General features: G+C 56.5%; 25 protein-coding genes. 17 read left to right on the top strand and 8 right to left on the bottom strand.

Annotated elements, in window-relative coordinates; translation table 11 throughout:
• Nucleotide 1: 1 nt before the first annotated feature.
• From KO499_RS15025 to arsC, 4 genes are read right to left on the bottom strand one after another with little or no spacing between them, the layout of a single operon-like run.
• Nucleotides 2-1819 (bottom strand): GspE/PulE family protein, encoded by a 1818-nt coding sequence (locus tag KO499_RS15025; protein WP_215984587.1) that lies wholly within the window; start codon nucleotides 1817-1819, stop codon nucleotides 2-4.
• A 21-nt stretch (nucleotides 1820-1840) separates the two neighbouring features.
• Nucleotides 1841-2212: a DUF2069 domain-containing protein gene (locus KO499_RS15030; RefSeq protein WP_215984588.1), complete on the bottom strand. Its 372-nt coding sequence runs from the start codon at nucleotides 2210-2212 to the stop codon at nucleotides 1841-1843.
• Nucleotides 2213-2269: 57 nt separating this feature from the next.
• Nucleotides 2270-2875, bottom strand: coding sequence for an NAD(P)H:quinone oxidoreductase (wrbA, locus tag KO499_RS15035; RefSeq protein WP_215984589.1), 606 nt, complete (start codon nucleotides 2873-2875; stop codon nucleotides 2270-2272).
• 43 nt (nucleotides 2876-2918) lie between these two features.
• Nucleotides 2919-3272, bottom strand: a complete 354-nt coding sequence (gene arsC, locus KO499_RS15040; RefSeq protein ID WP_215984590.1) for an arsenate reductase (glutaredoxin) — start codon at nucleotides 3270-3272, stop codon at nucleotides 2919-2921.
• Between the two features lie 68 nt (nucleotides 3273-3340).
• On the opposite strand from arsC, the gene KO499_RS15045 reads away from it, so the two are divergent.
• The 17 genes from KO499_RS15045 (at nucleotide 3341) to KO499_RS15125 (ending at nucleotide 22031) form a co-directional block, all read left to right on the top strand.
• On the top strand, nucleotides 3341-3808 hold the full coding sequence (locus KO499_RS15045) for a TlpA disulfide reductase family protein (RefSeq protein ID WP_323133354.1): 468 nt from the start codon (nucleotides 3341-3343) through the stop codon (nucleotides 3806-3808).
• 45 nt (nucleotides 3809-3853) lie between these two features.
• The gene (gene dnaE / locus KO499_RS15050) at nucleotides 3854-7336 is read left to right on the top strand and encodes a DNA polymerase III subunit alpha (protein WP_215984592.1); all 3483 of its coding nucleotides are present in this window, start codon (nucleotides 3854-3856) and stop codon (nucleotides 7334-7336) included.
• Between the two features lie 141 nt (nucleotides 7337-7477).
• Entirely contained in the window at nucleotides 7478-8431 is a 954-nt protein-coding gene (gene accA / locus KO499_RS15055; protein ID WP_215984593.1) for an acetyl-CoA carboxylase carboxyl transferase subunit alpha, read from the top strand.
• Nucleotides 8415-9770 carry a tRNA lysidine(34) synthetase TilS gene (tilS, locus tag KO499_RS15060; protein ID WP_215984594.1) on the top strand — a complete coding sequence of 452 codons (1356 nt, stop codon included), beginning with the start codon at nucleotides 8415-8417 and terminating at the stop codon, nucleotides 9768-9770. The genes accA and tilS overlap by 17 nt, the downstream gene beginning before the upstream one ends.
• Before the next feature lie 87 nt (nucleotides 9771-9857).
• Nucleotides 9858-11486, top strand: coding sequence for a CTP synthase (locus tag KO499_RS15065; RefSeq protein ID WP_215984595.1), 1629 nt, complete (start codon nucleotides 9858-9860; stop codon nucleotides 11484-11486).
• Nucleotides 11487-11488: 2 nt separating this feature from the next.
• Nucleotides 11489-12334, top strand: coding sequence for a 3-deoxy-8-phosphooctulonate synthase (gene kdsA, locus KO499_RS15070; protein ID WP_215984596.1), 846 nt, complete (start codon nucleotides 11489-11491; stop codon nucleotides 12332-12334).
• Between the two features lie 151 nt (nucleotides 12335-12485).
• On the top strand, nucleotides 12486-13781 hold the full coding sequence (gene eno / locus KO499_RS15075; RefSeq protein ID WP_215984597.1) for a phosphopyruvate hydratase: 1296 nt from the start codon (nucleotides 12486-12488) through the stop codon (nucleotides 13779-13781).
• Between the two features lie 204 nt (nucleotides 13782-13985).
• A complete protein-coding gene (locus tag KO499_RS15080; RefSeq protein ID WP_215984598.1) occupies nucleotides 13986-14258 on the top strand; it encodes a septum formation initiator family protein in 273 nt (90 codons plus the stop codon).
• 6 nt (nucleotides 14259-14264) lie between these two features.
• A complete protein-coding gene (gene ispD, locus KO499_RS15085; protein ID WP_215984599.1) occupies nucleotides 14265-14966 on the top strand; it encodes a 2-C-methyl-D-erythritol 4-phosphate cytidylyltransferase in 702 nt (233 codons plus the stop codon).
• A 26-nt stretch (nucleotides 14967-14992) separates the two neighbouring features.
• Nucleotides 14993-15472 carry a 2-C-methyl-D-erythritol 2,4-cyclodiphosphate synthase gene (gene ispF / locus KO499_RS15090; RefSeq protein ID WP_215984600.1) on the top strand — a complete coding sequence of 160 codons (480 nt, stop codon included), beginning with the start codon at nucleotides 14993-14995 and terminating at the stop codon, nucleotides 15470-15472.
• The gene (truD, locus tag KO499_RS15095) at nucleotides 15469-16518 is read left to right on the top strand and encodes a tRNA pseudouridine(13) synthase TruD (RefSeq protein ID WP_215984601.1); all 1050 of its coding nucleotides are present in this window, start codon (nucleotides 15469-15471) and stop codon (nucleotides 16516-16518) included. The genes ispF and truD overlap by 4 nt, the downstream gene beginning before the upstream one ends.
• 11 nt (nucleotides 16519-16529) lie before the next feature.
• Nucleotides 16530-17300 (top strand): 5'/3'-nucleotidase SurE, encoded by a 771-nt coding sequence (surE, locus tag KO499_RS15100; RefSeq protein ID WP_215984602.1) that lies wholly within the window; start codon nucleotides 16530-16532, stop codon nucleotides 17298-17300.
• The gene (locus tag KO499_RS15105; RefSeq protein ID WP_215984603.1) at nucleotides 17297-17953 is read left to right on the top strand and encodes a protein-L-isoaspartate(D-aspartate) O-methyltransferase; all 657 of its coding nucleotides are present in this window, start codon (nucleotides 17297-17299) and stop codon (nucleotides 17951-17953) included. The genes surE and KO499_RS15105 overlap by 4 nt, the downstream gene beginning before the upstream one ends.
• A gap of 2 nt (nucleotides 17954-17955) precedes the next feature.
• Entirely contained in the window at nucleotides 17956-18945 is a 990-nt protein-coding gene (locus tag KO499_RS15110) for a DUF368 domain-containing protein (protein ID WP_215984604.1), read from the top strand.
• Nucleotides 18946-19155: 210 nt separating this feature from the next.
• On the top strand, nucleotides 19156-20046 hold the full coding sequence (locus KO499_RS15115) for a peptidoglycan DD-metalloendopeptidase family protein (RefSeq protein WP_215984605.1): 891 nt from the start codon (nucleotides 19156-19158) through the stop codon (nucleotides 20044-20046).
• A gap of 203 nt (nucleotides 20047-20249) precedes the next feature.
• Nucleotides 20250-21248 carry an RNA polymerase sigma factor RpoS gene (gene rpoS / locus KO499_RS15120; RefSeq protein ID WP_215984606.1) on the top strand — a complete coding sequence of 333 codons (999 nt, stop codon included), beginning with the start codon at nucleotides 20250-20252 and terminating at the stop codon, nucleotides 21246-21248.
• A 207-nt stretch (nucleotides 21249-21455) separates the two neighbouring features.
• A complete protein-coding gene (locus KO499_RS15125; RefSeq protein WP_215984607.1) occupies nucleotides 21456-22031 on the top strand; it encodes a chalcone isomerase family protein in 576 nt (191 codons plus the stop codon).
• 59 nt (nucleotides 22032-22090) lie between these two features.
• Here the strand turns inward: KO499_RS15125 and nth are convergent, their stop codons facing one another.
• Genes nth through rsxD form a run of 4 tightly spaced genes read right to left on the bottom strand, consistent with a single transcriptional unit; the run spans nucleotide 22091 to nucleotide 25229 of the window.
• Entirely contained in the window at nucleotides 22091-22729 is a 639-nt protein-coding gene (gene nth, locus KO499_RS15130; protein WP_215984608.1) for an endonuclease III, read from the bottom strand.
• 27 nt (nucleotides 22730-22756) lie between these two features.
• Nucleotides 22757-23473 (bottom strand): electron transport complex subunit E, encoded by a 717-nt coding sequence (locus tag KO499_RS15135; protein WP_215984609.1) that lies wholly within the window; start codon nucleotides 23471-23473, stop codon nucleotides 22757-22759.
• A 2-nt stretch (nucleotides 23474-23475) separates the two neighbouring features.
• On the bottom strand, nucleotides 23476-24177 hold the full coding sequence (gene rsxG, locus KO499_RS15140; RefSeq protein WP_215984610.1) for an electron transport complex subunit RsxG: 702 nt from the start codon (nucleotides 24175-24177) through the stop codon (nucleotides 23476-23478).
• A gap of 2 nt (nucleotides 24178-24179) precedes the next feature.
• Nucleotides 24180-25229, bottom strand: coding sequence for an electron transport complex subunit RsxD (gene rsxD / locus KO499_RS15145; protein ID WP_215984611.1), 1050 nt, complete (start codon nucleotides 25227-25229; stop codon nucleotides 24180-24182).
• Nucleotides 25230-25248 lie beyond the last annotated feature (19 nt).

Raw genomic sequence — 25248 nt, forward strand, 5'->3', positions numbered from 1 at the left:
GTCAGCGCTGGCTTTCCGGAGTTACCCTCAGAATTTCTTCCACCGTAGTCTGGCCTGAGGCCACCTTCTGGGCACCGCTCAGGCGCAAGGACTTCATGCCCTCTTTATAGGCGTCCATTCGGAGCTGCTCCAGCTCACAACGATCGGTGATCTGCCGCAGCAATGGGCCTGACAGTGTCATGATTTCGTAAACTCCGGCTCGACCAAGATAACCGGTATTCCGGCATTCCAGGCAGCCCACGGGCTGATGGAACTGTTTGGGAACCGGCGCCTTCCACGGCCGGGTCAGGGTCTGCCAGGCCTGTTCGTCAGCGGGGCCTGGCGCCTTGCAATGAGGGCAAAGGGTACGGGCAAGCCGCTGTGCCATCACTCCCAGTACCGTGGCCCGAATCAAGTAGGGAGGAATGCCCAGTTCCATCAATCGGGTGATCGCGCTCGGAGCATCGTTGGTGTGCAGAGTTGAGAGCACGAGATGGCCGGTGAGTGCCGCCTGAACAGCCATTTCAGCGGTTTCCAGATCGCGGATCTCACCAATCATGATGATATCGGGATCCTGTCGTAGCAACGCCCGCACACCTGCAGCGAATGTAAGGTCGATGTTGGTTTGAACCTGCATCTGGTTGAACGCCGGTTCCACCATTTCAATGGGGTCCTCGATGGTGCAGACGTTCAGTTCAGGCGAGGCGATCTGTTTCAGGGTTGAGTACAGGGTCGTGGTCTTGCCGGATCCGGTCGGTCCGGTTACCAGAACAATCCCGTGGGGGCGGGAGGTGATCTCCTGCCAGCGCTGGCGGTCTTCCTTGCCGAAACCCAATTGCTCATAAGATTTGAGCAGAACATCCGGATCAAAGATCCGCAGAACCATTTTTTCCCCAAAGGCGGTCGGCATGGTGGCCAGGCGAAGCTCAACTTCCCGGTTATCCGGCTTGCGGGTTTTGATGCGTCCGTCCTGGGGGCGGCGTTTCTCCGCCACATTCAGGCGGCCAAGAATTTTGAGGCGACTGGTGACCGCTACGCCCACGTGTTCCGGGAACTCATAAACGTTGTGGAGCACTCCGTCGATCCGGAAGCGGACCTGGGTGACCGAGCGCCTGGGTTCAATATGGATATCCGAGGCGCGCTGGTCGAAGGCGTACTGCAGTAGCCAGTCGACGATCTTGACCACGTGCTGGTCGTTGGCATCCGGATTTTCGCTGGCGCCCAGATCCAGTAATTGTTCGAAGTTCTGGTTACCGGCCACTCCCGGGCCCTGGTTGCCACTGGCCTTGCTGACGGAATTGGCCAGTTGATAGAACTCGACTGTATATCGGCGGATATCTTCAGGATTGGCCACAACGCGACGGATATTTTTGCGGACGGCCTGTTGAAGGTTTTGCACCCAGTCGCTCTTGAAGGGCTCCGCGCTTGCGATCAGCACCTCGTCCGAGCCGATCTCCACCGCCAGAATTCCGTGGCGTTGGGCAAAGGCGTATGACATCACCCGGGCAATGGCGGGCGTGTCGATTTTCAATGGATCAATGTGGTAATAGGTTTGTCCGGCCCAGTCGGCGAGCCAGTGAGTCAGCCGCTCCACATCAAGGGTATAGCCACTTTTCTGGCTGGTAAGCGCGGCAATGGCCACAAGCTCCAACGGGTGGCGTTTGTTTGTCTGTCCTTCGCCGGTGGCTGCACCGAGATTTGCCGAGAGCACTCGCTGGGCATCGTCCTGGCTGATCTCGTTACTGGCCACAAGCGCGGCGCAAACATCTTTCAGGGTCAGGGTGCTTCTGGACGGCGCGGGTGGCCGCGGCACGACCTCAGAGTTGCTCGTTTCAGCCATAGAAAGATGGGTTCCAGCTCTTCAGGGTGTGTTGCCGTCCGCCACCGGCCGGTTCACTTTAAGGTGAATCATTGCCGTAGTGAACAGCAGGAATGTCAGTACGGTCAGAATGACCGGTCCGGGTGCGCCTTCACTGAGCCAGGCGGAAACGACGGCCTGGGTGAAATAGAAAATCACCACGAATGACATCCAGATATAGCCACGATTGTGCCCCCTAAATACCGGAACCGCAAAGGGCAAAAGGGGAATCAGCTTGACAGCCAGTATCAGGGGTATCGAAACGCCTTGCACCGGTGCGGGATAGAAGGTGGTGATCAGAAGTGTTGCAAGCACACCGATGTACAGTGCGGCTGTTGTCCGGACGGTGGTTCGGGCTTTCGGATTGTTCAGCATAGTGTGTTCCGGGATAAATAAGTGTCTGACCGAATACGTTTTGTACCAAAGCCTGTATCAGTCACTGAGTTTCAGTGCGAGTCGTGCCAGGCGCTCACCAAACGCCTGGCACAAGGTTTTTTCGTGAGAGCTTAGCGGCTGTTGTTCGCCAGTGCCTGCCCAGTGTGTCGGGCCATAGGGAGTGCCACCGGTTTCTGTGGTCCCCAGGCTTTTTTCCGAGTATGGCAAGCCGCAGATCACCATGCCGTGGTGAAGCAGCGGCATCATCATGGTCGTCAGCGTCGTTTCCTGCCCGCCATGGAGGCTGCCGGTAGAGGTAAAAGCGCCGGCGGGTTTGCCTTCCAGGGCGCCACCGAGCCAAAGGTCGCCTGTACTGTCCAAAAAATGCTTCAGCGGTGCCGCCATGTTACCAAAGCGTGTTGGACTGCCAATGGCTAACCCGGCACAGTCGGCAAGGTCGGATTTGCTGGCGTAAGGCGCGCCCGAATCCGGCACCGCTGGCAATGAGGCCTTTGTGTCGGGAGAGACCGGTGGTACTGATCGCAGTCTGGCTTCAATGCCGTTAACCCGGGCGACCCCTCGGCCAATCTGGCTGGCCAGCTCCGCGGTCTGCCCGGTACGGCTGTAAAAAAGTACGAGAACATAGGGCATCTGGTCGGACATCTTAAGCGATCCTTGTGGTCTGGCTCGGGGAAGGTAATCCGGCTCAAAGAATGGCAAGCACGGCTTCCGGGGGGCGACCCAGGGCGGCTTTGCCGTTGGCGAGCACGATAGGCCGTTCGATCAGCTTTGGTGTCGCAACCATGGCTGAGATCAGTTGGCTATCGTCCAGATCGGGGTTGTCGAGGCCCTGTTCCTTATATTCTTTTTCCTTGGTGCGCATCAGGTCTCGGGGGCGCAGATTCAGTGCCTCCAGAATATCCTTCAGCTCCTGCTCTGTCGGTGGTGTTTCGAGGTAGCGTATAATCTCTGGCTCAATGCCCCGGTCGGTAAGCAGTTCAAGGGTTTGACGGGATTTCGAGCAACGCGGGTTGTGGAAAATACGGGTCGGTTCTGTCATCTTCGTGCCTGGTTGTCTGAATGGATGCCACGATTTCTGTGGCCGGTAGTCTAACAGGAGGTTTTCCAGTGCAGTACCCTGATTCGTTTCGTGTTCGTTCTGGCTACGGTCTGGTTGGTATTGTGCTTTTTGCTCTGGCCCTGACCAGTTGTGAAAAAACCGAGTTCGAGCGGGCCGGAGGGACAAAACTGAACTGGGATACGCTGCGCGGCCAATGGGTGCTTGTTAATTACTGGGCGGAATGGTGTAAGCCCTGCCTTGAGGAAATTCCGGAACTGAACGAGCTGGACAAAGCGCCCGATATTACGGTGCTCGGCGTCAATTTCGATGATGTTCAGGGCGATGCCCTGGTCGAACTGGGCGAGCGAATGGGGATCGGTTTTACCATGCTGGCGGATGACCCCGGCCCCGGTTTTGGCTGGAGTTTACCGGTTGCATTACCTGCCACGTTCCTTGTTGACCCGGATGGGGACCTGGTTGAAACCCGTTTCGGGCCACAGACTGAAGAAGAACTCCGGGCCTTGATTGGCGGCTGAGGCCGTTGCCCTAACTGAATTTTATTGCAGGAATAACCTGACGTTATGTCGCAGACTTTTGTACACCTCCGTGTCCATTCCGAGTACTCAATGGTGGATGGCCTGGTGCGGGTCAAGCCGCTGATAAAACGCGTTGCCGAATTGGGCATGCCGGCGGTAGGCCTGACCGAACAATCCAATATGTGCTCGCTGGTGCGCTTCTACAAGGCGGCTATGGGTGCGGGTGTGAAACCGATTATCGGGGCAGACCTGTGGCTGGAAAATCCGGATGAACCTGAAAACCCGTTCCGGCTTACACTGCTGGCCCGGGACAACGATGGCTACCTGAACCTCACTGAAATTATTTCACTGGGCTATACCGAGGGACAACGTTTTGGCAAGCCGATCATCCAGCGTAAATGGCTTGAGGCCCGGGCTAGCGGCCTGATTGCGCTCTCAGGCTCCAGGATGGGGGATGTGGGCAAGGCTCTGATGGCGGATAAGCCGGAACTGGCCCGCGAGCGCGCACGTTACTGGATGGATCTGTACCCGGACAGCTACTACCTCGAGTTGCAACGTACCGGTCGCCCCGGTGATGAGGATTGTCTGCACCTGAGCGTTGAACTGGCCGGGGCGCTCGGACTTCCGGTGGTGGCCACCAACGATGTTCACTTCCTGGACGCGGCAGACTTCGAGGCCCACGAGGCCCGTGTTTGCATCGGCGAGAGCCGCACTCTGGACGACCCGCGCCGTGACCGTCGTTTCAGTGACCAGCAGTACCTGCGCAGCGCCGATGAAATGATCGAGCTGTTCAGCGATATTCCGGAAGCGATCGAGAACACCGTTGAAATAGCGCGCCGCTGCTCCGTGAAGGTTCGAATGGGTGAATACTTCCTGCCTAACTATCCGATTCCGGAAGGCATGACCATGGACGACTATTTCCGGAAGGTCTCGGAAGAAGGTCTGGAAGACCGCCTTGCCAAGACCCTGAGTAAAGATGATCCGGAATACGATACCAAGCGCGAGGCGTACTACAAACGCCTGAACTTCGAGCTGGATATCATTATCCAGATGGGGTTCCCAGGCTACTTCCTGATCGTAATGGACTTTATCAAATGGGCCAAGAATAACGGCGTCCCCGTTGGGCCCGGTCGGGGCTCCGGTGCCGGTTCCCTGGTGGCCTATGCCCAGTTGATTACGGATCTGGATCCCCTGGAATACGACCTTCTGTTCGAGCGGTTCCTGAATCCGGAGCGTGTCTCGATGCCTGACTTTGACGTCGACTTCTGTATGGAAGGGCGGGACCGGGTGATTGAGTACACGGCCCAGAAATACGGTCGAGAGGCCGTGTCGCAGATCATTACCTTCGGTACCATGGCTGCAAAGGCGGTAGTGCGGGACGTTGCCCGGGTCCAGGGCAAATCCTACGGTCTCGCCGACAAGCTCTCCAAGATGATCCCCTTCGAGCCGGGTATGACGCTGGAGAAGGCTCTGGAGCAAGAGCCACAGCTGGTCGAATTTCTCGAGAACGACGAGGAAGCCCAGGAAATCTGGGAAATGGCTCTCAAGCTTGAAGGGGTATGCCGGAACGCCGGTAAACACGCCGGTGGTGTTGTAATCGCACCCACCAAGATCACCGACTTCTCGCCTCTTTACTGCGACGACGAGGGCGGTAGCCTTGTTACTCAGTTCGATAAGGGCGATGTGGAAGACGCCGGCCTGGTGAAGTTCGACTTCCTGGGTCTGCGCACGCTCACGATCATCAAGTGGGCGCTGAACATGATCAATCCGCGCCGGGAAAAGAAGGGCATGCATCCGCTCGACATTAACGAGATTCCACTGGATGACGTGCCTTCGTTCGACATGCTGAAGAAAGCTGAAACCACGGCGGTGTTCCAGCTGGAATCCCGGGGCATGAAGGATCTGATACGGCGCCTCCAGCCGGATTCCCTGGAAGACATGATCGCCCTGGTGGCCCTGTTCCGGCCGGGTCCGTTGCAGTCGGGCATGGTGGACGATTTTATCGACCGGAAGCATGGTCGCCAGCCCATGTCCTTCCCGCACCCGGATTATCAATATGAAGGCCTGAAGCCGGTTCTGGAGCCCACCTATGGGGTTATCCTGTACCAGGAGCAGGTCATGCAGATCGCCCAGGTGATGGCCGGTTATACCCTGGGTGGTGCGGACATGCTCCGTCGGGCCATGGGTAAGAAAAAGCCCGAGGAGATGGCCAAGCAGAAGCAGTTTTTCCTGGATGGCTGTGAGCAGAACGGGATCAACACGACCCTGGCCGAAAACATCTTTGATCTGGTGGAAAAGTTTGCCGGTTACGGCTTCAACAAATCCCACTCGGCTGCCTATGCCCTCGTGTCCTACCAGACCCTGTGGCTGAAAGCCCATTATCCGGCGGAGTTCATGGCCGCGGTACTGACCGCCGATATGCAGAACACCGATAAGGTGGTCACGCTGGTTGAAGAGTGCCGGAATATGAAGCTGGATCTGCTGGTGCCGGACGTCAGCCGATCGGAATACACCTTTACCGTCAATGATGAAGGCCAGATTGTTTATGGCCTGGGTGCGATCAAAGGTCTGGGGGAGGGGCCGATCCAGAGCATTGTGGAGGGGCGTGGCGATGGAGAGCCCTACCAGGATATTTTTGATTTCTGCCGGCGCGTGGATCTGAAAAAAGTTAACAAGCGAGCCATGGAAGCGCTGATCCGTTCGGGCGCGATGGACAAGCTCGGTGCTGGTCGGGCGCAGTTGATGGCCAGCATTGACAAGGCGGTGCAACAGGCAGATCAGCAATCCCGCAACGAATCCGTCGGTATGATGGATATGTTTGGAGAAATGCTTGAAGCGAGCGACGGCGGTGATCCCTACGAGGATGTTACCGGGGTGCGCGAGTGGCCTGAGAAACAACGGCTCAAGGGGGAGAAGGATACTCTGGGGCTTTACCTTACGGGCCACCCGTTTGATGAGTATGAGAAAGAAGTGCGGCGATTCGTCCGGTCATCCATCGCCGACCTGAAGCCGAACAAGTCTCCCCAGCGTGTTGCCGGACTGGTTGTTGCACAGCGGACCATGAAAACCCGCACCGGTTCTACCATGTGTTTTATTACGCTGGACGATCGCAGCGCCAGGATAGAGGCGACCCTGTTTTCGGAGGCCTTCTTTGAAAACCGGGAGCTGCTGCAATCTGATCAGGTGATTGTGGTGGAAGGGCAGGTCAGTCACGATGATTACTCGGGCCAGATGAAGATGCGGGTAAGCTCGGTGATGGACGTGGCCAGCGCTCGCCAGCAGTTCAGTCGCGGGCTGAAACTGAACCTGCACGCGGATCAACTCCAGAACGGCCTGTTGGAGAAACTCGACAGTACTTTAAGGCCTTTCCGTTGCGATGGCAGCCCGGTCTGGATCGAGTACAGCAGCGTGGAGGCGTCCACCCGCATTGAGCTGGGAGAGTCATGGCGGGTGCAACCGGACGACAATCTGTTGCTGGAGCTGCGGTACCTCGTAGGCGACCAGTCTGTAGAACTGGTCTATGATTGAGTAAGCTGTAAAATTAAAAGTTTGTCAGATTGCGGACTCATACCAATGTCCGCTTTAGCCACTGACCGGGCGCTGCTATCTTTGTGTCAAATTCTGGTTTGGCGGAGTATTTTCCCGCCTGGCAAAAAATGATGGAACATCATGAACCCTAATTATCTGGATTTCGAACAGCCAATCGCCGACCTGGAAGCCAAGATTGAAGAGCTTCGAATGGTGGGTAACGACACCGACATCAATATCACCGACGAAATCGCCCGGCTGAAGAAGAAGAGCGTCAGCCTGACGGAGAGTATCTTCTCCGATCTCAAGCCGTGGGACGTCGCCCGTCTGGCCCGCCATCCTCGCAGGCCCTATACCTTGGATTACATCGAATCCATGTTCGAGGATTTTGATGAACTACACGGTGACCGCCGTTATGCCGATGATCTGGCGATCGTCGGAGGTACTGCCCGCCTGGATGACAAGCCGGTGATGGTCATTGGTCATCAGAAGGGCCGGGAAATCCGGGACAAGGTCAAGCGTAACTTCGGTATGCCGCGTCCTGAGGGTTATCGAAAAGCCTTGCGCCTGATGGAAATGGCGGAGCGATTCAAAATGCCCATTCTCACGTTCATTGACACACCGGGAGCCTATCCGGGTATCGGTGCGGAAGAACGGGGCCAGAGTGAGGCGATTGCCTTCAATCTGGCCGTGATGTCCCGGCTGAAGACGCCGATTATTTCGACAGTAATTGGTGAAGGTGGTTCCGGTGGTGCATTGGCCATTGGTGTCTGTGATCAGCTGAATATGCTTCAGTACTCTACCTATGCGGTAATCTCTCCGGAAGGCTGTGCGTCAATCCTGTGGAAGAGCGCCGAGTTCGCATCGCAGGCCGCGGAAGCCATGGGTGTGACCGCGGATCGCCTGAAAGATCTTGGTCTCGCCGATAACGTGATTACCGAACCTCTCGGGGGGGCTCATCGTAACCCCGAGCAAATGTCGGAATCTCTCAAGGAAGTGCTGGCAAATGGCGTTGCTGAACTCAGCCGTCTGCCACTGGATGAGCTGGTATCCCGTCGCTATGAGCGGCTGACCCACTATGACACAGGGCGCTGAGCCCGGGTCAGGATTCCAATGGCCGGAGGTGCTTTGCGCCCCGGTCAGAGAACTTTCAGACCACTCCCGTCTTTGGGTTGCCCTCAGTGGTGGCCTTGATTCCACTCTGTTATTGCATCTGGCTGTCCATTGTCATGGTGGCCCCGGAGTTGTCAGGGCGGTTCACGTCAATCACCAGCTTCAACCGAATGCGTCAGAAGCCGAAGCGTTCTGTCGGGACTTGTGCTCGCGGCTCGGTGTTCCCCTGGTTGTTGAGCGGGTAACCGTTGCTGGCGGAGATAATCCGGACAACGTCGGAGGCCTCGAAGAGGCAGCCCGAACGGAAAGATATTCTGTTTTCGAAGCGCTGATGCAGCCACGAGACCTGCTCCTGATGGCCCATCATGGCGATGATCAGTCGGAAACCGTGTTGTTCCGGATGCTCCGTGGGAGTGGGGTGCGTGGGCTGGCGGGTATGCCGTCTCGTCGCGACCTGGGGGCCGGAGTTCTGGTCCGGCCGCTGCTCGGGTTCGGGCGGTTGGAACTTGAGCGCTGGGCCCGATCAGCGGGGCTGTCATGGGTTGATGATCCGAGCAATACCGACGAACGCTTTGACCGCAATTTTCTGCGTCATCAGGTGCTTCCACGTTTGCGGCAGCGTTGGCCAGGGCTTGATCGCAGGCTCCGTCACACCGCTGAGGCCTGTGCGGAGAGCGAAGCCCTGAACCGGAAGCTGGCTGAGTTGCAGTGGCACACGCTTGGCGGCGAGCGCGACCGCCTGCCTGTTTCGGGGCTGAGGGAAATGTCACTGGCGGAACAGAAAAACCTTGTTCGCTGGTGGATTAGGGCGCGTGGTTTTCATGCGCCTTCCATCGGGGACTGGCGTCAGGTTATGCAGGATCTGCTGTTCGCAGGCGAGGATCGCGAGCCGGAGTTCAGGTCCGGGGGGTTCAGTCTGCGTCGATTCCAGGGCGATCTGTACCTGGTTCCCGATAGGGAAGCATTGCCGGATTCTCCGGTTACCCTTAAGCCGGGACTTGTCAGAAGCTGGGGAGAGTGGTCGCTTCGGTTGGAGCCGGCGCATACCCCGAAAGAGTCTCTGCCGCCAATAAGGGTATCTACGAGGCAGGGTGGCGAGCGGGTCCGTTTACGTACCGGCAGTCCATCCCGCCCCCTCAAAAAGTGGCTTCAGGAACAGGGCGTGCCACCCTGGGAAAGGGCCCGTCTGCCGCTGGTTTTTGCCGGGTCAGGCAGCGCTGAAGAGCTCATCGCCATTGGCGATTTATGGTGTTCTGAACAATACTCAGAAGGCGCCCATGCCGCCCGCTGGCGGCTGGTCGTAAGGCGGGAATTTGATTGAGTCAGTCTGGCCTTTCTGGTAGTCTGGCGTCCCATCTTGAGATGACAATCTCCCTTCTTCACCGAACCAGACAATCACGGAATCTGCATGACGCGTTATATTTTCGTCACCGGCGGTGTCGTGTCCTCCTTGGGGAAAGGTATCGCATCAGCCTCGCTGGCTGCGATCCTCGAGGCACGCGGCCTGAAGGTCACTATTCTCAAGCTGGACCCGTACATCAACGTGGACCCCGGCACCATGAGCCCATTCCAGCACGGTGAGGTTTTTGTCACCGAGGATGGCGCGGAAACAGATCTCGATCTGGGTCACTATGAACGCTTCATCCGTTCACGGATGAGTCGCCGGAACAACTTCACGACCGGTCGGGTCTACGAAGAAGTGATCCGGAAGGAACGTCGCGGTGACTACCTCGGCGGTACCGTACAGGTTATTCCCCACATCACTGACGAAATCAAGCGCAGGGTTGTGGAAGGCGCCGCCGGAGCGGATGTGGCGCTGATCGAAATCGGCGGCACCGTTGGTGACATCGAATCCCTGCCGTTTCTGGAAGCCTGTCGCCAGTTGAAAGTGGAAGTCGGTCCCCAGCGTGCCCTGTTCATGCACCTGACTCTGGTTCCCTACATTGCGACCGCGGGTGAAATCAAAACCAAGCCAACTCAGCACTCCGTCAAGGAAATGCGCTCTATTGGCTTGCAACCGGATATCCTGTTGTGCCGTTCAGAACATGAAGTCGACGCGAGTTCCCGTCGCAAGATTGCTCTGTTCACCAATGTGGAAGAGCGGGCTGTTATTCCTCTGCAGGACGCCAAGTCCATCTATGCGATTCCTCGCATGCTGCATGAGCATGGCCTGGATCAACTGGTTATTGAGCGCTTTAACCTGGATGCCCGACCTGCGGATCTGGGTGAGTGGGATGGCGTTGTAGAATCGTTGATGAACCCTGAGCACGAAGTAACCATTGCCATGGTTGGCAAGTACATGGAGCTTCTTGATGCTTACAAATCTCTGATTGAATCCCTGTTGCATGCGGGCATCAAAACCCGCACCAAGGTCAACATCAATTACATCGATTCCGAGGATATTGAGCGCGATGGCACCGAAGTTCTCGCCAGCGCCGATGCTATCCTGGTGCCGGGTGGATTTGGTGAGCGTGGTGTAGAGGGTAAAATCCGTACCGTTCAGTATGCCCGTGAGAACAAGGTTCCCTACCTGGGGATCTGTCTCGGCATGCAGGTGGCGGTTATCGAATATGCCCGGAATGTTGCGGGTCTGAGTGATGCCCACAGTACTGAGTTCCGCGAACACACGCCTGAGCCGGTGGTTGGCCTGATTACTGAGTGGTTGGATTCCACCGGAGAGCGGGAAGAGCGCACGGAAGAATCCGATCTGGGCGGGACCATGCGTCTTGGGGCACAGGACTGTGTCCTCACGGAAGGTTCCACCATTGCCAATTGCTACGGCAGGAAAACCATTCGTGAGCGTCATCGTCACCGCTACGAGGTGAACAACCATTTCCTGCCCAAGCTGGAAGAAGCGGGGCTTCAGATCTCGGGCCGTTCGACGGATGGTCGGTTGGTAGAGGTTGTTGAGGCGCCGAACCACCCCTGGTTTGTGGCCTGTCAGTTCCACCCGGAATTTACCTCGACACCCCGCGACGGGCATCCGTTGTTCAGAGGGTTCGTTGAGGCAGCGCTGGCCGGACAGAAAGGGGCCTGAGTATGGCGCAGAGCATCGTAAATGTTTCTGGCATTGAGGTCGCGAACGAAAAGCCGTTTGTTCTGTTTGGCGGCATGAACGTCCTTGAGTCGCCGGAACTGGCGATGGAGGTGGCGCAGGCTTATGTTGAAGCAACCGGAAAGCTCGGTATCCCGTACGTTTTTAAGGCATCTTTCGACAAGGCCAACCGGTCGTCTGTGAACTCCTTCCGAGGCCCTGGCCTTGAGAAGGGGCTGCAGATACTGGCGGACATAAAGAGCACATTCGGTGTTCCCATTATCTCTGATGTCCACGAACCCGCACAGGCGGCACCGGCGGCAGAAGTTTGCGACATCATACAGCTACCGGCTTTTCTGAGTCGCCAGACTGATCTTGTGGTAGCGATGGCCAAAACCGGCGCCGTGATCAATATCAAGAAAGCGCAGTTTCTGGCTCCGCAAGAGATGAAGCACATCATCACCAAGTGTGAAGAGGCCGGCAACGATAAGGTGATCCTGTGTGAGCGGGGCAGCAGCTTTGGTTACAATAACCTGGTGGTCGATATGCTTGGCTTTGGCATCATGAAAGCCATGAATGTGCCGGTTATGTTTGATGTGACGCATTCCCTGCAAATGCCCGGAGGGCGAGCGGACTCTGCGGGAGGCCGACGTGCTCAGGTTACGGACCTGGCACTGGCCGGGATGTCTCAGGGCCTGGCTGGTTTGTTTCTCGAGGCCCACCCCGATCCGGATCAGGCCAAATGCGATGGTCCCTGCGCCCTTCGTCTCAGCCAGTTGGAGCCTTTCCTGCAGAGGATAAAGGCAGTCGATGATCTGGTGAAAAGCTTTAAACCTATCGACACCGCCTGATTGGCGGTGTTGGCGTTTTATGCGGACCATGGGAGCGAGAGGGAAGGGCCCTGAAGAATTGGAGAGGGCCATGGAAGGCAGCGGTTTCCGCAGCGCCGTTCCCACTTGCTCTGCCCCCCAAATTTGAACACGAACTTGGAGACAGAGAAGAATGACCAAGATTGCCAACATCAAGGGCCGTGAGGTCCTGGACTCCCGCGGTAACCCCACCGTCGAAGCCGACGTTATTCTTGAAGACGGTACCATCGGCAGTGCGTGTGCACCATCCGGGGCATCTACCGGCTCCCGCGAAGCACTGGAACTGCGTGACGGTGATGCTTCCCGTTATCTTGGCAAAGGTGTTCTGAAGGCGGTTGACGCCGTGAACAGCAAAATCCGTGACGCGCTGTTAGGCAAAGATGCCGCTGACCAGCGTGCTCTGGATAACATCATGCTTGAACTGGACGGCACTGAGAACAAGGCCAACCTGGGTGCCAATGCAATCCTGGCAGTTTCTCTGGCTGCGGCCAAAGCGGCGGCGATTTCACTTGGTAAGCCGCTGTATGCCCACATTGCTGACGTCAACGGCACCTCCGGCAAGTTCTCCATGCCGGTGCCGATGATGAATATTCTGAATGGCGGTGAGCACGCGGACAATAACGTTGATATCCAGGAGTTCATGGTTCAACCGGTTTCCGCCAGGAATTTCTCTGAAGCCCTTCGCGTTGGTGCGGAGATTTTCCACAGCCTGAAGAAAGTTCTGAAGGCTCAGGGCCTGAATACTGCGGTTGGTGACGAGGGCGGTTTTGCCCCCAACCTGCCTTCTAACGAAGCCGCACTGGCGGTGATTCAGGAAGCTGTCGAGAAGGCCGGTTACAAGCTGGGCACTGATGTGACCCTGGCTCTGGATTGCGCCTCTTCCGAGTTCTACAAAGATGGCCAATACCAGCTTTCCGGTGAGGGCAAGAGCTTTGATTCCGAGGGCTTTGCGGATTACCTGGCCGGTTTGAGTGAACGTTACCCGATCGTATCTATCGAAGACGGTATGGACGAAAGCGACTGGGATGGCTGGAAAGTGCTGACCGACAAGCTTGGTAGCAAGGTCCAGCTGGTGGGTGATGATCTGTTCGTCACCAACACCAAAATCCTGAAGCAGGGTATTGAGAAGGGCGTTGGTAACTCTATCCTGATCAAGTTCAACCAGATCGGCAGTCTGAGCGAGACCCTGGATGCCATCAAAATGGCCCAGGATGCCGGCTTTACGGCAGTGATTTCGCATCGTTCCGGCGAAACCGAGGACACCACCATTGCAGATCTGGCTGTCGCTACCTGTGCTGGCCAGATCAAGACCGGTTCACTGTGCCGTTCGGACCGCGTTGCCAAGTACAACCAGCTTCTGCGCATAGAAGAAGCTCTGGAAGGGAAGGCACCGTATCGCGGCCTGAGCGAGATCAAAGGGCAGGGTTGATCGACTGACCTGACCGGTTCTGGCATCGTGTCAGACCGGTTGTCAGCAAAAAACTGCCGAGGCCATCGTGTTCCGGACGAAAGTCCGAAGACGATGGCCTTTTTGTACAGGCAGTTAGAAGAATTTGTTGCTAATCTACTCTAAGGTCTATACTCAACGTCCGGCGTTGCAGTTTTGGCTATTTAATATTCAACGGAATCGGCAATGAAGTTGCTCTGGACCATAATGGTAGTGGTAATTCTCCTGCTTCAGGTACGCCTGTGGGTCGGGGAGGGTAGTTTTGCCCAGGTCTGGGCACTCGAGCAGTCTATCGCTGAGCAACGTGAGGAGAATTCTGAGCTGGCTACCCGCAATGAGCGTCTCTATGCCGAGGTCAGGAACCTGCGCAATGAGCAGGGCGCGGTAGAGGAGCGGGCCAGAATGAACCTCGGTCTGATAAGAGAAGACGAAACCTTTTTCCTTGTTGTCGAACACTGATCCTCTATGCCCGATCCAAGGTTTTGGCTGATTGTTCCTGCCGCCGGCATTGGCCAGCGCATGCAGGCAGAGCAACCCAAACAGTATCTCCGGATCGACCAGCGTTTTATTCTCGATATCACACTATCCCGCTTGTTGGATTCCGCACCGTTTTCCGGCTGCATGGTGCCGTTGCATCCTGCGGATCGTTGGTGGCCCGAGACGGAGGCCAGTCGGGATAACCGGATTCAGACCTGCACCGGCGGCGCCGAGAGAGGAGATTCGGTTTTGTCGGCACTGCATGCCATGGCAGAGCAGGTACGGGATGACGATTGGGTTCTGGTTCACGACGCGGCCAGACCCTGCCTTCACACCCGGGATCTGTCCAATCTTATCGATCGTCTCGGGAACCATCCGATCGGTGGGCTCCTCGCCTCGCCAGTAGCCGACACTCTAAAGAAAGCCCGAACCGGCGAATTTCCAGAGGTCGTCGAAACGGTCGATCGCTCCAGCTTATGGCGTGCCCTGACCCCTCAGATGTTTCGCTACCGCTTGCTGGTTGAGTCTCTGGAAGCTGCGTTGGCCGGGGAGCTTCCGATCACTGACGAGTCCTCTGCAGTGGAGTTTTCCGGTAATATGCCGGTTCTGGTTGAGGGACGGCCGGACAATATCAAGATCACCGTACCCGCGGATCTGGCGCTCGCAGGTTTTATCCTGAGCCGGATCTGAGGTTTCCGAATTTCCCGGAGCACATTATGCGTATTGGTCAGGGCTTCGATGTCCATGCTTTCTGTGAAGGCGATTCTGTCACTCTTGGTGGTGTTAGCATTCCGTACTCTCGTGGGCTCAAAGCCCATTCTGATGGCGATGTACTGCTGCATGCGCTGGCGGACGCACTGCTGGGCGCCGTAGCGCTTGGCGACATCGGTCACTTTTTCCCGGACACCAGTGATGAATGGGCCGGAGCCGACAGCCGCGATCTTTTGCGGCGGGTCATGGCCAGGGTCCGGGACGAAGGGTTCAGTGTGGTCAACGTGGATACCACAGTGATCGCCCAGGCCCCGAAAATGGCACCGCACATCGAAGCTATTCGCCTTAATATTGCTGAGGATCTTGGCGTGCCCGCCAGCCGTGTCAGCGTGAAGGCAACCACCACGGAAACACTGGGATTTACGGGGCGCGGTGAAGGCATTGCCTGCCAGGCTATTTGCCTGCTTGAGGCGGTGGGCTCGTGAGTCAGTGGCGCCTTGACTGGCCGACTTCCAGTGGTGGACGTTTAGCCCACGCCCGACTCAAGACAAGCCCCGGCGATTTTGTGGTTGATGAGGTGCTGGAATTTCCGGACCTTCCCACGGACTTGCCGGCAGAGCCGGTCGCAGGACAGGGAGAGCATCTCTGCCTGAAGCTTGAGAAGATTGGCGATAATTCGGAGTATGTTGCTCGTGAGCTGGCCAGAATGGCCGGTTGCCGGAGTTTTGATGTCGGCTTTTGCGGACTCAAGGATCGACATGCGGTAACGCGCCAGTGGTTCAGCCTCTATCGGCCGGGATGTGAGGCCCAGGACGGCGATCTGATTCGGGAAATAGCGGATCGCTGGCCGGTATTGTCTGCTACAAGGCAATTACGGAAACTGCGACGGGGAGATCATCACGGTAATGCATTTGTTATTACTCTGCGGGAAGTGAACGCCGATCGCCAGGACGTTGATGCAGCGCTCCATCGACTGGCAGACCTGGGGGCCCCAAATTATTTCGGTCCCCAGCGGTTTGGCATCGGTGGTGCCAATCTTGATCGGGCAGTCTCCGTTGACCCGACGACCCTTAACCGACGCGGTCGGTCGGGTGGGAAAGGCCGCAGCAGTAAAAAGCGTGGTGGCAGCGAAGACGCTAAAAACGTATTGTATTTTTCGGCGGCTCGCTCCTGGTTATTTAACGAAGTACTTGCAGCGCAGGTAGAAGACGGCAGCTGGGCGAAATCAGGAGCAACAGGGCCTCTGTGGGGGGACGGCGGTACGACCGCTACCGGGGCCCAGGAAACCCTTGAGCGAGGCATTGTGGCGCTGACCCCAGCGTTGGCAGGTCTGTTTTCGGTTACCCGGATGAAACCGGAGCGAAGGCCTCTGGCGGTAAAACCGGAGAAGCTTACCTGGCAGTGGCTGGAGGAAGGCAGTCTGGAACTGGCGTTTTTTCTGTCCCCCGGGCAGTACGCCACTACGATTTTGAGTGATATTTTCGAGCTTGAGGACATGAGCCTCGGCCGACATAACGAAAAACAAGGCTAGCGGAGAACACTGTGCGTATTCTGTTGTCGAATGATGACGGCGTTCATTCACCAGGACTGATTGCCCTGTTCGAGGGATTGCAGGGTCTTGGTGAGCTTGAGGTCGTGGCACCGGACCGTGATCATAGCGGCGCCAGCAATGCCCTGACCCTCAATCGGCCACTGACGGTAGAGGAACATCCCAACGGGTTCCGTTCCGTGGATGGAACACCTACAGACTGTGTCCACCTGGCGGTTGACGGACTGTTCAATGAGCCGTTCGATAGGGTGGTTTCCGGTATTAATACCCATGCGAATCTGGGTGATGACATTATCTATTCGGGTACGGTTGCCGCAGCAACCGAGGGTCGGCACCTCGGCTTGCCAGCGATCGCAGTCTCTCTGGTCAATGATGGCCACTTTCACTACGAGACAGCTGCCCGGGTTGTCCGTATGCTGCTGGAGAGCGAGCAGCCTCTGGTACTCGGGCCGCGCTCCATTCTGAACGTCAATGTCCCGGACGTACCGTGGGAGGCCTTGGCCGGCATCAGGGTGACCCGGCTTGGTCACCGGGAGCGGGCCGAGGGTGCGGTTCCCATGACCTGTCCACGAGGAAAAGAACGTTTCTGGATCGGGGCTGCGGGAGAGGGCGGTGATGCCGGTCCTGGAACAGACTTCCACGCCGTGCGCGAAGGCTTTGTGTCGGTAACGCCGGTGCACATCGACATGACTCGGCATGAGGCGCTGTCCCGGCTCCGGGAATGGGTGGATAACCTCGGTGACTCTGTGGAGGGGCAGATATGACCGCTCTGCTCGAAGGCATCGGGATGACTTCTCGACGCACGCGGATGCGACTGGTCCATCGTCTCAGGGAAGCAGGTATCGAATCGGATCGGGTACTTGAGGTTATGGGAGAGGTGCCAAGGCACATTTTTCTGGATGAAGCGCTTTCCCATCGGGCCTATGAAGATACCTCCTTGCCGATCGGTTATGGTCAGACCCTGTCCCAGCCATACATCGTGGCGCGCATGACGGAGCTAATGCTGGCTCACGGCCCGTCAAGGGTACTGGAACTGGGGACCGGCTCAGGTTACCAGACCTCGGTCCTTTCCCGGCTGTTCGGGGAAATCTACAGTGTGGAACGTATCAAGGCATTGCAGGACCGGGCCAGGGACCGGCTGCGGCAGCTAAATGCCCGGAACGTATTCCTGAAACACGCTGATGGCGGCATGGGATGGCCCGAACGCGGTCCTTTTGACGGCATAATCGTGACTGCGGCTCCCATTGAAGTACCCGGCGAGTTGCTTGCTCAGCTTGCCGAAGGTGGTGTGCTCATTGCGCCCGTTGGCGAAGAAAATCAGGTTCTGGTTGAGGTTATCCGCCGGGGTGATCATTTCGAGCACAAAGAACTGGAACCAGTCCGGTTCGTGCCGCTGCTGGGCGGGGTTGTCCGATAGGTATGGTTGACTCTGCGGCCGCAGGCCCTGACTCCGGGAGCGACAGCGTGCGTGATCATCACCCGGCAGCAGTGTTGCTGCGGGGTATCGCCATGGGCGCTGCGGATATCGTTCCGGGTGTATCCGGTGGCACGATTGCTTTTATTACCGGCATATACTTCCGGCTGCTCGAAGCCATAAATGCTGTCCCGGGGGCGGTCTTCCACCATCTGTGTCGGGGCCGGTTCAGGGTGTTCTGGCGTGCTTGCGATGGGACCTTCCTGGTGTGCCTGCTGGCGGGCATACTGTCCAGTATTGCTACCCTGGCCTCGGTTATCAGTTATGTGCTGGTGACCTATCCGATTCTTATCTGGAGCTTTTTCTTCGGCCTGATCGTGGCCTCGGTATGGCATGTGGGGCGTCAGGTCAGGTATTACAGACCAGCTCTTGTGATACCAGTCTTGTCCGGAATTGTTATCGCCTGGTGGATTACCACCTTGTCGGCAAGCCAGGTCTCGCCGTCTGCGCTGGCGTTTTTTGGAGCCGGTGCGCTTGCTATTTGCGCAATGATCCTCCCGGGCATCTCGGGCAGCTTTATTCTGGTCATCATCGGTATGTATGCACCGGTGCTGGCCGCTATCAAATCGATCGATCTGGTCACTCTGTCCTTGTTTATGGCCGGTTGTGTGGTTGGCCTGTTGTCCATTGCCCGCCTGATCACCTGGGCGTTTCACCATTTTCATGACCTGGTGCTCGCTGTGTTAACTGGCTTTATGATCGGTGCGCTCAACAAGGTCTGGCCCTGGAAAGAAACTCTCAGCTGGCGCGTGAACAGCTCTGGAGAAAATGTACCGCTGAATGAGGCAAGCATTTTGCCCTGGACGTTCGCAGAGCAAACCGGTCAGGATCCTGACATACTTCTGGCCATGTTGATGGCGGTGGTTGGCTTTGGTCTTGTTCTGCTGGTGGAATGGATTGGGACCAGGCGTGGACATGCGCCAAAGGCGGAGTAATTCGCTGGCAATACAGAGCAAGAGTGTTACCTGGCGCACAAAAAGAGTGTTTCGTGAGGTAACAGCAGAGTACAGGCAGTAACTTGGCTTCCTGTTGGAAATGTGCAATATATTAGCAAGTTACTATAAAAAGTTTAGAAATCTCTTCGACAAACACAATGGTTTATACGGATTTTTCATAACTGGGTCATTTTTATTCCTGTGAGACTTTTGCGTGGACTAGTCAGTGCCGTATTTCCGGCGTCCCCGCGGTTCCCTTCCGGTGCCTCTGAACTCTATCGCCCCTCGGAAAAAACTCCGATCCGCTTTCTGACTCTTTTTCTCCTTCTTGTCTCGTTGCTTTTTTCGGGCTGCAATACGCAGTCACTGTACCAGGATGATATATACAATCCGCCGGTCTACTGGGGCCGCCACGTGGTCCAGCCCGGTGAAACCCTCTACAGCATAGCGTGGCGATATGGGCGGGATTATCGAGAGCTGGGCGATGCCAATGGCATTGGTCCGCCATGGAACCTCCAGGCGGGGCAGGTGCTGCGTCTCGATCTTCGCGGAAATGTAACGTCGAGCCGGCAAACTGCAACTGTCAGCAAGCCGGTATCATCCGCGCCCCGAAAGACAAACCGGACCTCGCCGCCAAAGCAGACAGCCGCCACGGCATCAAAACCTGCAGTAACTCGGGCTCCGAGCAAAGGAGCGCCTCTGGCGTCACAGACCCAGACCGTGGCCAAGATCGACTGGCGCTGGCCTCACGTTGGCACTGTAATTGCTGGATATTCAACATCCGGAAAGGTCAATAAAGGTATTGATATTGCCGGGAAAGCCGGAGATGCTGTAAGAGCATCGGCCAACGGGAGTGTGGTCTATGCCGGCAGTGGGTTGCTAGGATACGGTAACCTCATTATCGTAAATCACAACGAGCACTATTTGAGTGCTTACGCTCATAACCGGAAGATTCTGGTGCAGGAAGGGGAGGATGTGAAAGCCGGGCAGGTGATCGCAGAGCTCGGTAGCAGTGGCGCTGAACGACCTATGTTGCACTTTGAGATTCGCAAGAATGGCAACCCGGTTGATCCAGTTCATTTTTTGCCACCGCGCCAGTAAGAAAAGCAAATGACAAGCTGCGCAAACCCTACATACCGGTACTGACAGGAACACCGCGTTCGCAAGAAAAACAAAAAGAGTAACGACCGAGACAGGTCGACCAACAAAATGTCCTGAAGAAAAAAACATGGAGACAGAGACGTTCGCAATAACAAGAAATATCGAACGAACAACCAGGATCATTGAGAGGCGGGGCAAAAACAATGTCAGCAGAGCAAGAAGACATCATCATTGATCGCGTATCGGACACGGACGATGCCGAAGATCAACTGTTAGCAGAAGAAAAAACCGATAAAGGAGCTACTGAAGAAGTAGCCGCTGCAGTCGAAGAAGATTTTCCTACCCAGGGGCGTTATTTCGCCAGTCCGAAGCAGCTGGATGCAACCCAGCTCTATCTTAACGAAATTGGTTTTTCACCGCTTCTGACGCCAGAAGAAGAGGTCTACTTTGCACGCCTGGCGCGCAAGGGAGAAGAGTCCGGGCGCAAGAGGATGATTGAAAGCAACCTGCGTCTGGTCGTGAAGATCGCTCGTCGCTACGTGAATCGGGGGCTGACGCTGCTGGATTTGATTGAGGAGGGTAACCTCGGTCTGATCCGGGCGGTTGAAAAGTTCGATCCGGAGCGAGGATTCCGATTCTCCACCTATGCCACCTGGTGGATTCGCCAGACGATTGAGCGGGCTATCATGAACCAGACCCGTACGATTCGTTTGCCGATCCATGTGGTGAAGGAACTGAACCTGTACCTGCGAGCAGCCCGGGAACTGACCCAGAAACTGGATCATGAGCCTTCGGCGGAAGAGATCGCTCAGATGGTCGACAAGCCGGTGGCTGACGTCAAGCGAATGCTGGGCCTTAATGAACGTGTGGCGTCCATGGATACGCCCATCGGCGCAGGCGGCGAAAAGTCTTTACTGGACACTGTGGCCGACGAGGGCGCGTCTGATCCTGCGGATCTCCTGCAAGACAATAATATGTGTTCATGCCTGGAGAAGTGGATTGATCAGCTTAGTGATAAACAGCAAGAAGTGTTGTCACGTCGTTTTGGTTTGAGGGGTTATCCGGTAAGCACGCTGGAGGAAGTGGGGCAGGAAATCGGTCTGACCCGCGAACGGGTCCGGCAGATTCAGGTAGAGGCGCTGCGTCGCCTCCGGGAAATTCTGGAGAAGGAAGGTTTGTCGGGGAATCTGTTGTTCAAGTAGCCCCACCTGATCGTTCGATTGAGAAAAACCGGCCAGGATATTCCTGGCCGGTTTTTTTGTGTTTCAGGATCGTTGCAAATGAGAACCAGGTTGTGCAATGGCCGGTAGCCTCATTGATAGAATGCCGTGACCGGGCGGGGATAAGGGTGTCGAAACCCGGTGCACGAATGAAACACGTCAATAATAACGATAGAAAAGGAAAGGACTATGAAGAAGGCTCTTACAACCGGTTTTGCCTCTCTGGTTATGACAGCACTGCTGACTGGACCGGCAGCAGCGCTCACGGTGGAAGGTGTTGATGTGCCGGATACCTACTCCGCAATGGATACGGAACTGAAACTCAATGGCGCCGGTACCCGTTCCAAGTGGTTTATGGATCTGTATATCGGAGGCCTCTATGTACCGGAGGCCGTTGACGATAGCGACCTGGTGATCAATGCGGATGAGCCCCAGGCGATCACTCTGCATATCATTTCCGGCATGATTACCAGTGAGCGAATGACCGAGGCCACGCTGGAGGGTTTTGAAGCTTCCACTGACGGTGAGATGGCCTCTATTCAGGAGGATGTGGACCAGTTCATGGCGGTGTTCGAGGAAGAGATTACCGAAGGTGATGTATTTGATCTGGTGTATCTGCCAGGTGAAGGCGTCCGGGTTCTGAAAAACGGTGAGCATAAAGACACCGTAGGCGGCCTGGCATTCAAAAAGGCCCTGTTCGGGATCTGGTTATCCGACAAGCCGGCCCAGAAGGACCTGAAAGAAAAAATGCTGGGACAACGGTAAGCTCCGTTCCCTGTTGGAAGGAAAAGCCGGCTCGATGCCGGCTTTTTCATGTCATGGCCTCAGAGATAATCCCTTTTCTCCTTGAATTCGCAGAGGTCTTCGATGATGCAGGCGCCACATTTGGGTTTTCTGGCGGTGCAGGTGTAGCGACCGTGAAGGATCAGCCAGTGATGAGCGTCCAGCAGAAACTCTTTTGGCACCAGGCGCATCAGGCGGTTCTCTACCTCGAGAACATTTTTGCCCGGAGCGATTCCGGTTCGATTCGACACCCGGAAGATATGGGTATCCACCGCCATTGCCATATGTCCGAAGGCAGTATTCAGCACCACGTTCGCGGTCTTTCTGCCAACTCCCGGTAAAGCCTCGAGATCCTCCCGGCGTTCGGGTACCTGGCTGCTGTGCTTCTCGACCAGAATGCGGCAGGTCTTGATTACGTTCTCGGCCTTGCTGTTAAACAAGCCAATGGTTTTGATGTATTCCTTGAGTCCGTCCACCCCGAGGGCGAAGATGGCCTCGGGCGTGTTGGCTACCGGAAACAGCTTGTCGGTGGCTTTGTTTACACCCACGTCCGTGGCCTGGGCCGACAGGATGACGGCAATCAGTAATTCGAACGGGCTGGAGTAATTCAGCTCGGTGGTTGGATTGGGATTGGCATCCCTCAGTCGGGTAAAGATCTCAATGCGTTTCTGTTTGTTCATCAGCTCTCAGTCATCGAAACTCTGCAATCAGGAAACGTTACCGGTAACCCGGACCCGCTTGCTGCCCGCCGCCACGGTTGCCGGCTCACGGGCTTTTCGGCGCTCTTCAAGGTGTTTGTCGATCCCGTTTTTAAGGGCGATCAGCAAGCCCAGCCCGATGAAGGCGCCGGGAGGAAGAATCATGAACAGCATATCCGGATAATTATCGAACGGGCGAATTACCCAGTCCGCCGCTACGGGGCCAAGGAGCAGGTGCATGTCGACAAACAGAGTGCCTTGTCCGATGAGTTCCCGCAAACCGCCCAGAACGACCAGAACAATCAGGAAGCCGAGCCCCATCATGGCGCCGTCCAGAAGGGCTGGACCGGGTGGGTTTCGTGAAGCGAAAGCATCGGCCCGGCCAAGAATCGCGCAGTTGGTTACGATCAGGGGAATGAAAATTCCAAGGATCTGGTACAGCTCGTAGGTAAAGGCCTGCATCAGGAGTTCCGCGCAGGTTACAAACGACGCGATGATCATGACAAACGCAGGCAGGCGCACGGACTCGCCAACGAAATTACGGATCAGCGATACCGCCAGATTGGAGCCCATTAACACCATCAATGTGGCCAGTCCCAGACCGATGGCGTTAACAACGGTGCTGGTCACCGCCAGAAGAGGGCAAAGCCCCAGTACCTGGACAAGGGCGGGGTTGTTGTCCCAGAGCCCGTCCCGGATGATTTCGCTGGAGGTTTTGGTTGCCATGATCAGGAATGCTCCGTGTTGGACGATTCACCGGCAATCACTTCCGGGTTCAGAATTTTGTCTCTTAGCGATGGCGTCTCGTTGAGCTGTTCGCGGATAACCTGGCGATGCTCCCGGAAATAGATCAGGGCTTTCTGCACAGCCTTGACCACAGCTCTCGGTGTGATGGTGGCTCCGGTAAACTGGTCAAATTCACCGCCGTTCTTTTTGACGTTCCACGCCCGGTGCGGTGGCTCGCCCAGAGAACGACCATCAAAACTTTTGATCCAGTCCGATTTCCGGGTTTCGATACGATCTCCCAGCCCGGGTGTTTCTTTATGGCTGGTTACCCGGACGCCGAGAACGGTGCCTTGCATGTCCACACCGATCAGCAGGCTAATCCTTCCGGAGTAACCATCAGGCGCCACGATCGGCATAATCATGCCAACGGGGCGCTCGTTCCGCCGGGCAACCCAGACCGTAAGCGGGCCGGGTTGGGCAAGGCGTTCGCTGGCGGGCAATTGCACGGTGTCCCTGAGCAAATCGTTGTCGTGTCGGCTTTGGGGGATAATCTCATACAGTGCCTGGGCTTCTGCGCGAGCCGCTTGCTCTTGTATGCGTTCCTCGGTAGCTACCTGGGTTATAGCGATGGTGCCACCGGTGATCACGGCGAACAAGCCAAGCCCGATGGCACTGCGACGGATGGACGTTGCAACTGCAGTCATGATTAGCCCTGACTCCCCGGGACACCGCGACGGGCCTTGTGATGACCGTATGTCCGCGGGGGAGTGTAGTGGTCGATAAAGGGTACGGCAAAGTTCATCAGCAGAACGCTGAATGCCACGGCATCGGGATAATTGCCCCAGGTGCGGATCAGGTAGATCAGGATGCCAATCCCCGCGCCATAAATCAGTTTACCCTGATGGCTCGTAGCGGCAGAAACCGGATCGGTCGCAATAAAAAACGCTCCGAGCATGGTGCCGCCTGCGAGTATATGCAATGAGAGCGGCGTGTAGAGGTCGGCATTGCTGCCAAAGGCCAGGCTCATCACGATCAGGCCGCCGAGAAAGCCCGCCGGAATATGCCAGCTGATAATGCGCAGACCGATCAGCAACAGGCCGCCGGCCAGGAATGCCGCGTTGACCCACTCCCAGCCTCTGGCAACGTTGTTGCCAAACGTCGGGTGATTAAGCACCTCAGCAGCCGTATGTATGGTGATCTTGTGCTTGTACTCGTCAAGCGGCGTTGCCATGGTCCAGCCGTCAAACGCCGTTTGCTGGCCGGAGGCAATGGTTGCCAGTGTCTCACTGAAGCCCGGTGCGCTATTCCAGAGCATGGCTGGTTCCGCCCAGTTGGTGGTCATGGCTACCGGAAACGACACCAGTACCAGTGCATAACCGACCATAGCCGGGTTGAACGGGTTTGAACCCAGCCCACCATACAGTTGCTTGGCAACAACGATGGCGGAAATAACCGCCACTGCTGAGACCCACCAGGGCGCAAACTGTGGCAACGACAGGCCCAGAAGCAGGCCGGTAACGGCGGCGGTATTGTCCCTGATGAAAAACAAAACGGGTTTCTTCCTCAGCCTGAGCAAGGCGGCCTCGGAGAGGATGGCCAGGGCCACGCAGAAGACGACGTTGATCAGGTTGCCCCAGCCGAAAAACAAGGTCTGTGCAAACAGGCCCGGCAAGGCAGCAATCAATACCCACAACATCACACGGGATGTTGGCCGGGCATTGCGGGCGTGAGGGGATGACTGCTGAACAAATGCCATGGGTGTTGTGCCTGATGTC

The sequence above is a fragment of the Marinobacter sp. F3R08 genome (genome assembly GCF_018860425.1).
GTDB lineage: Bacteria > Pseudomonadota > Gammaproteobacteria > Pseudomonadales > Oleiphilaceae > Marinobacter.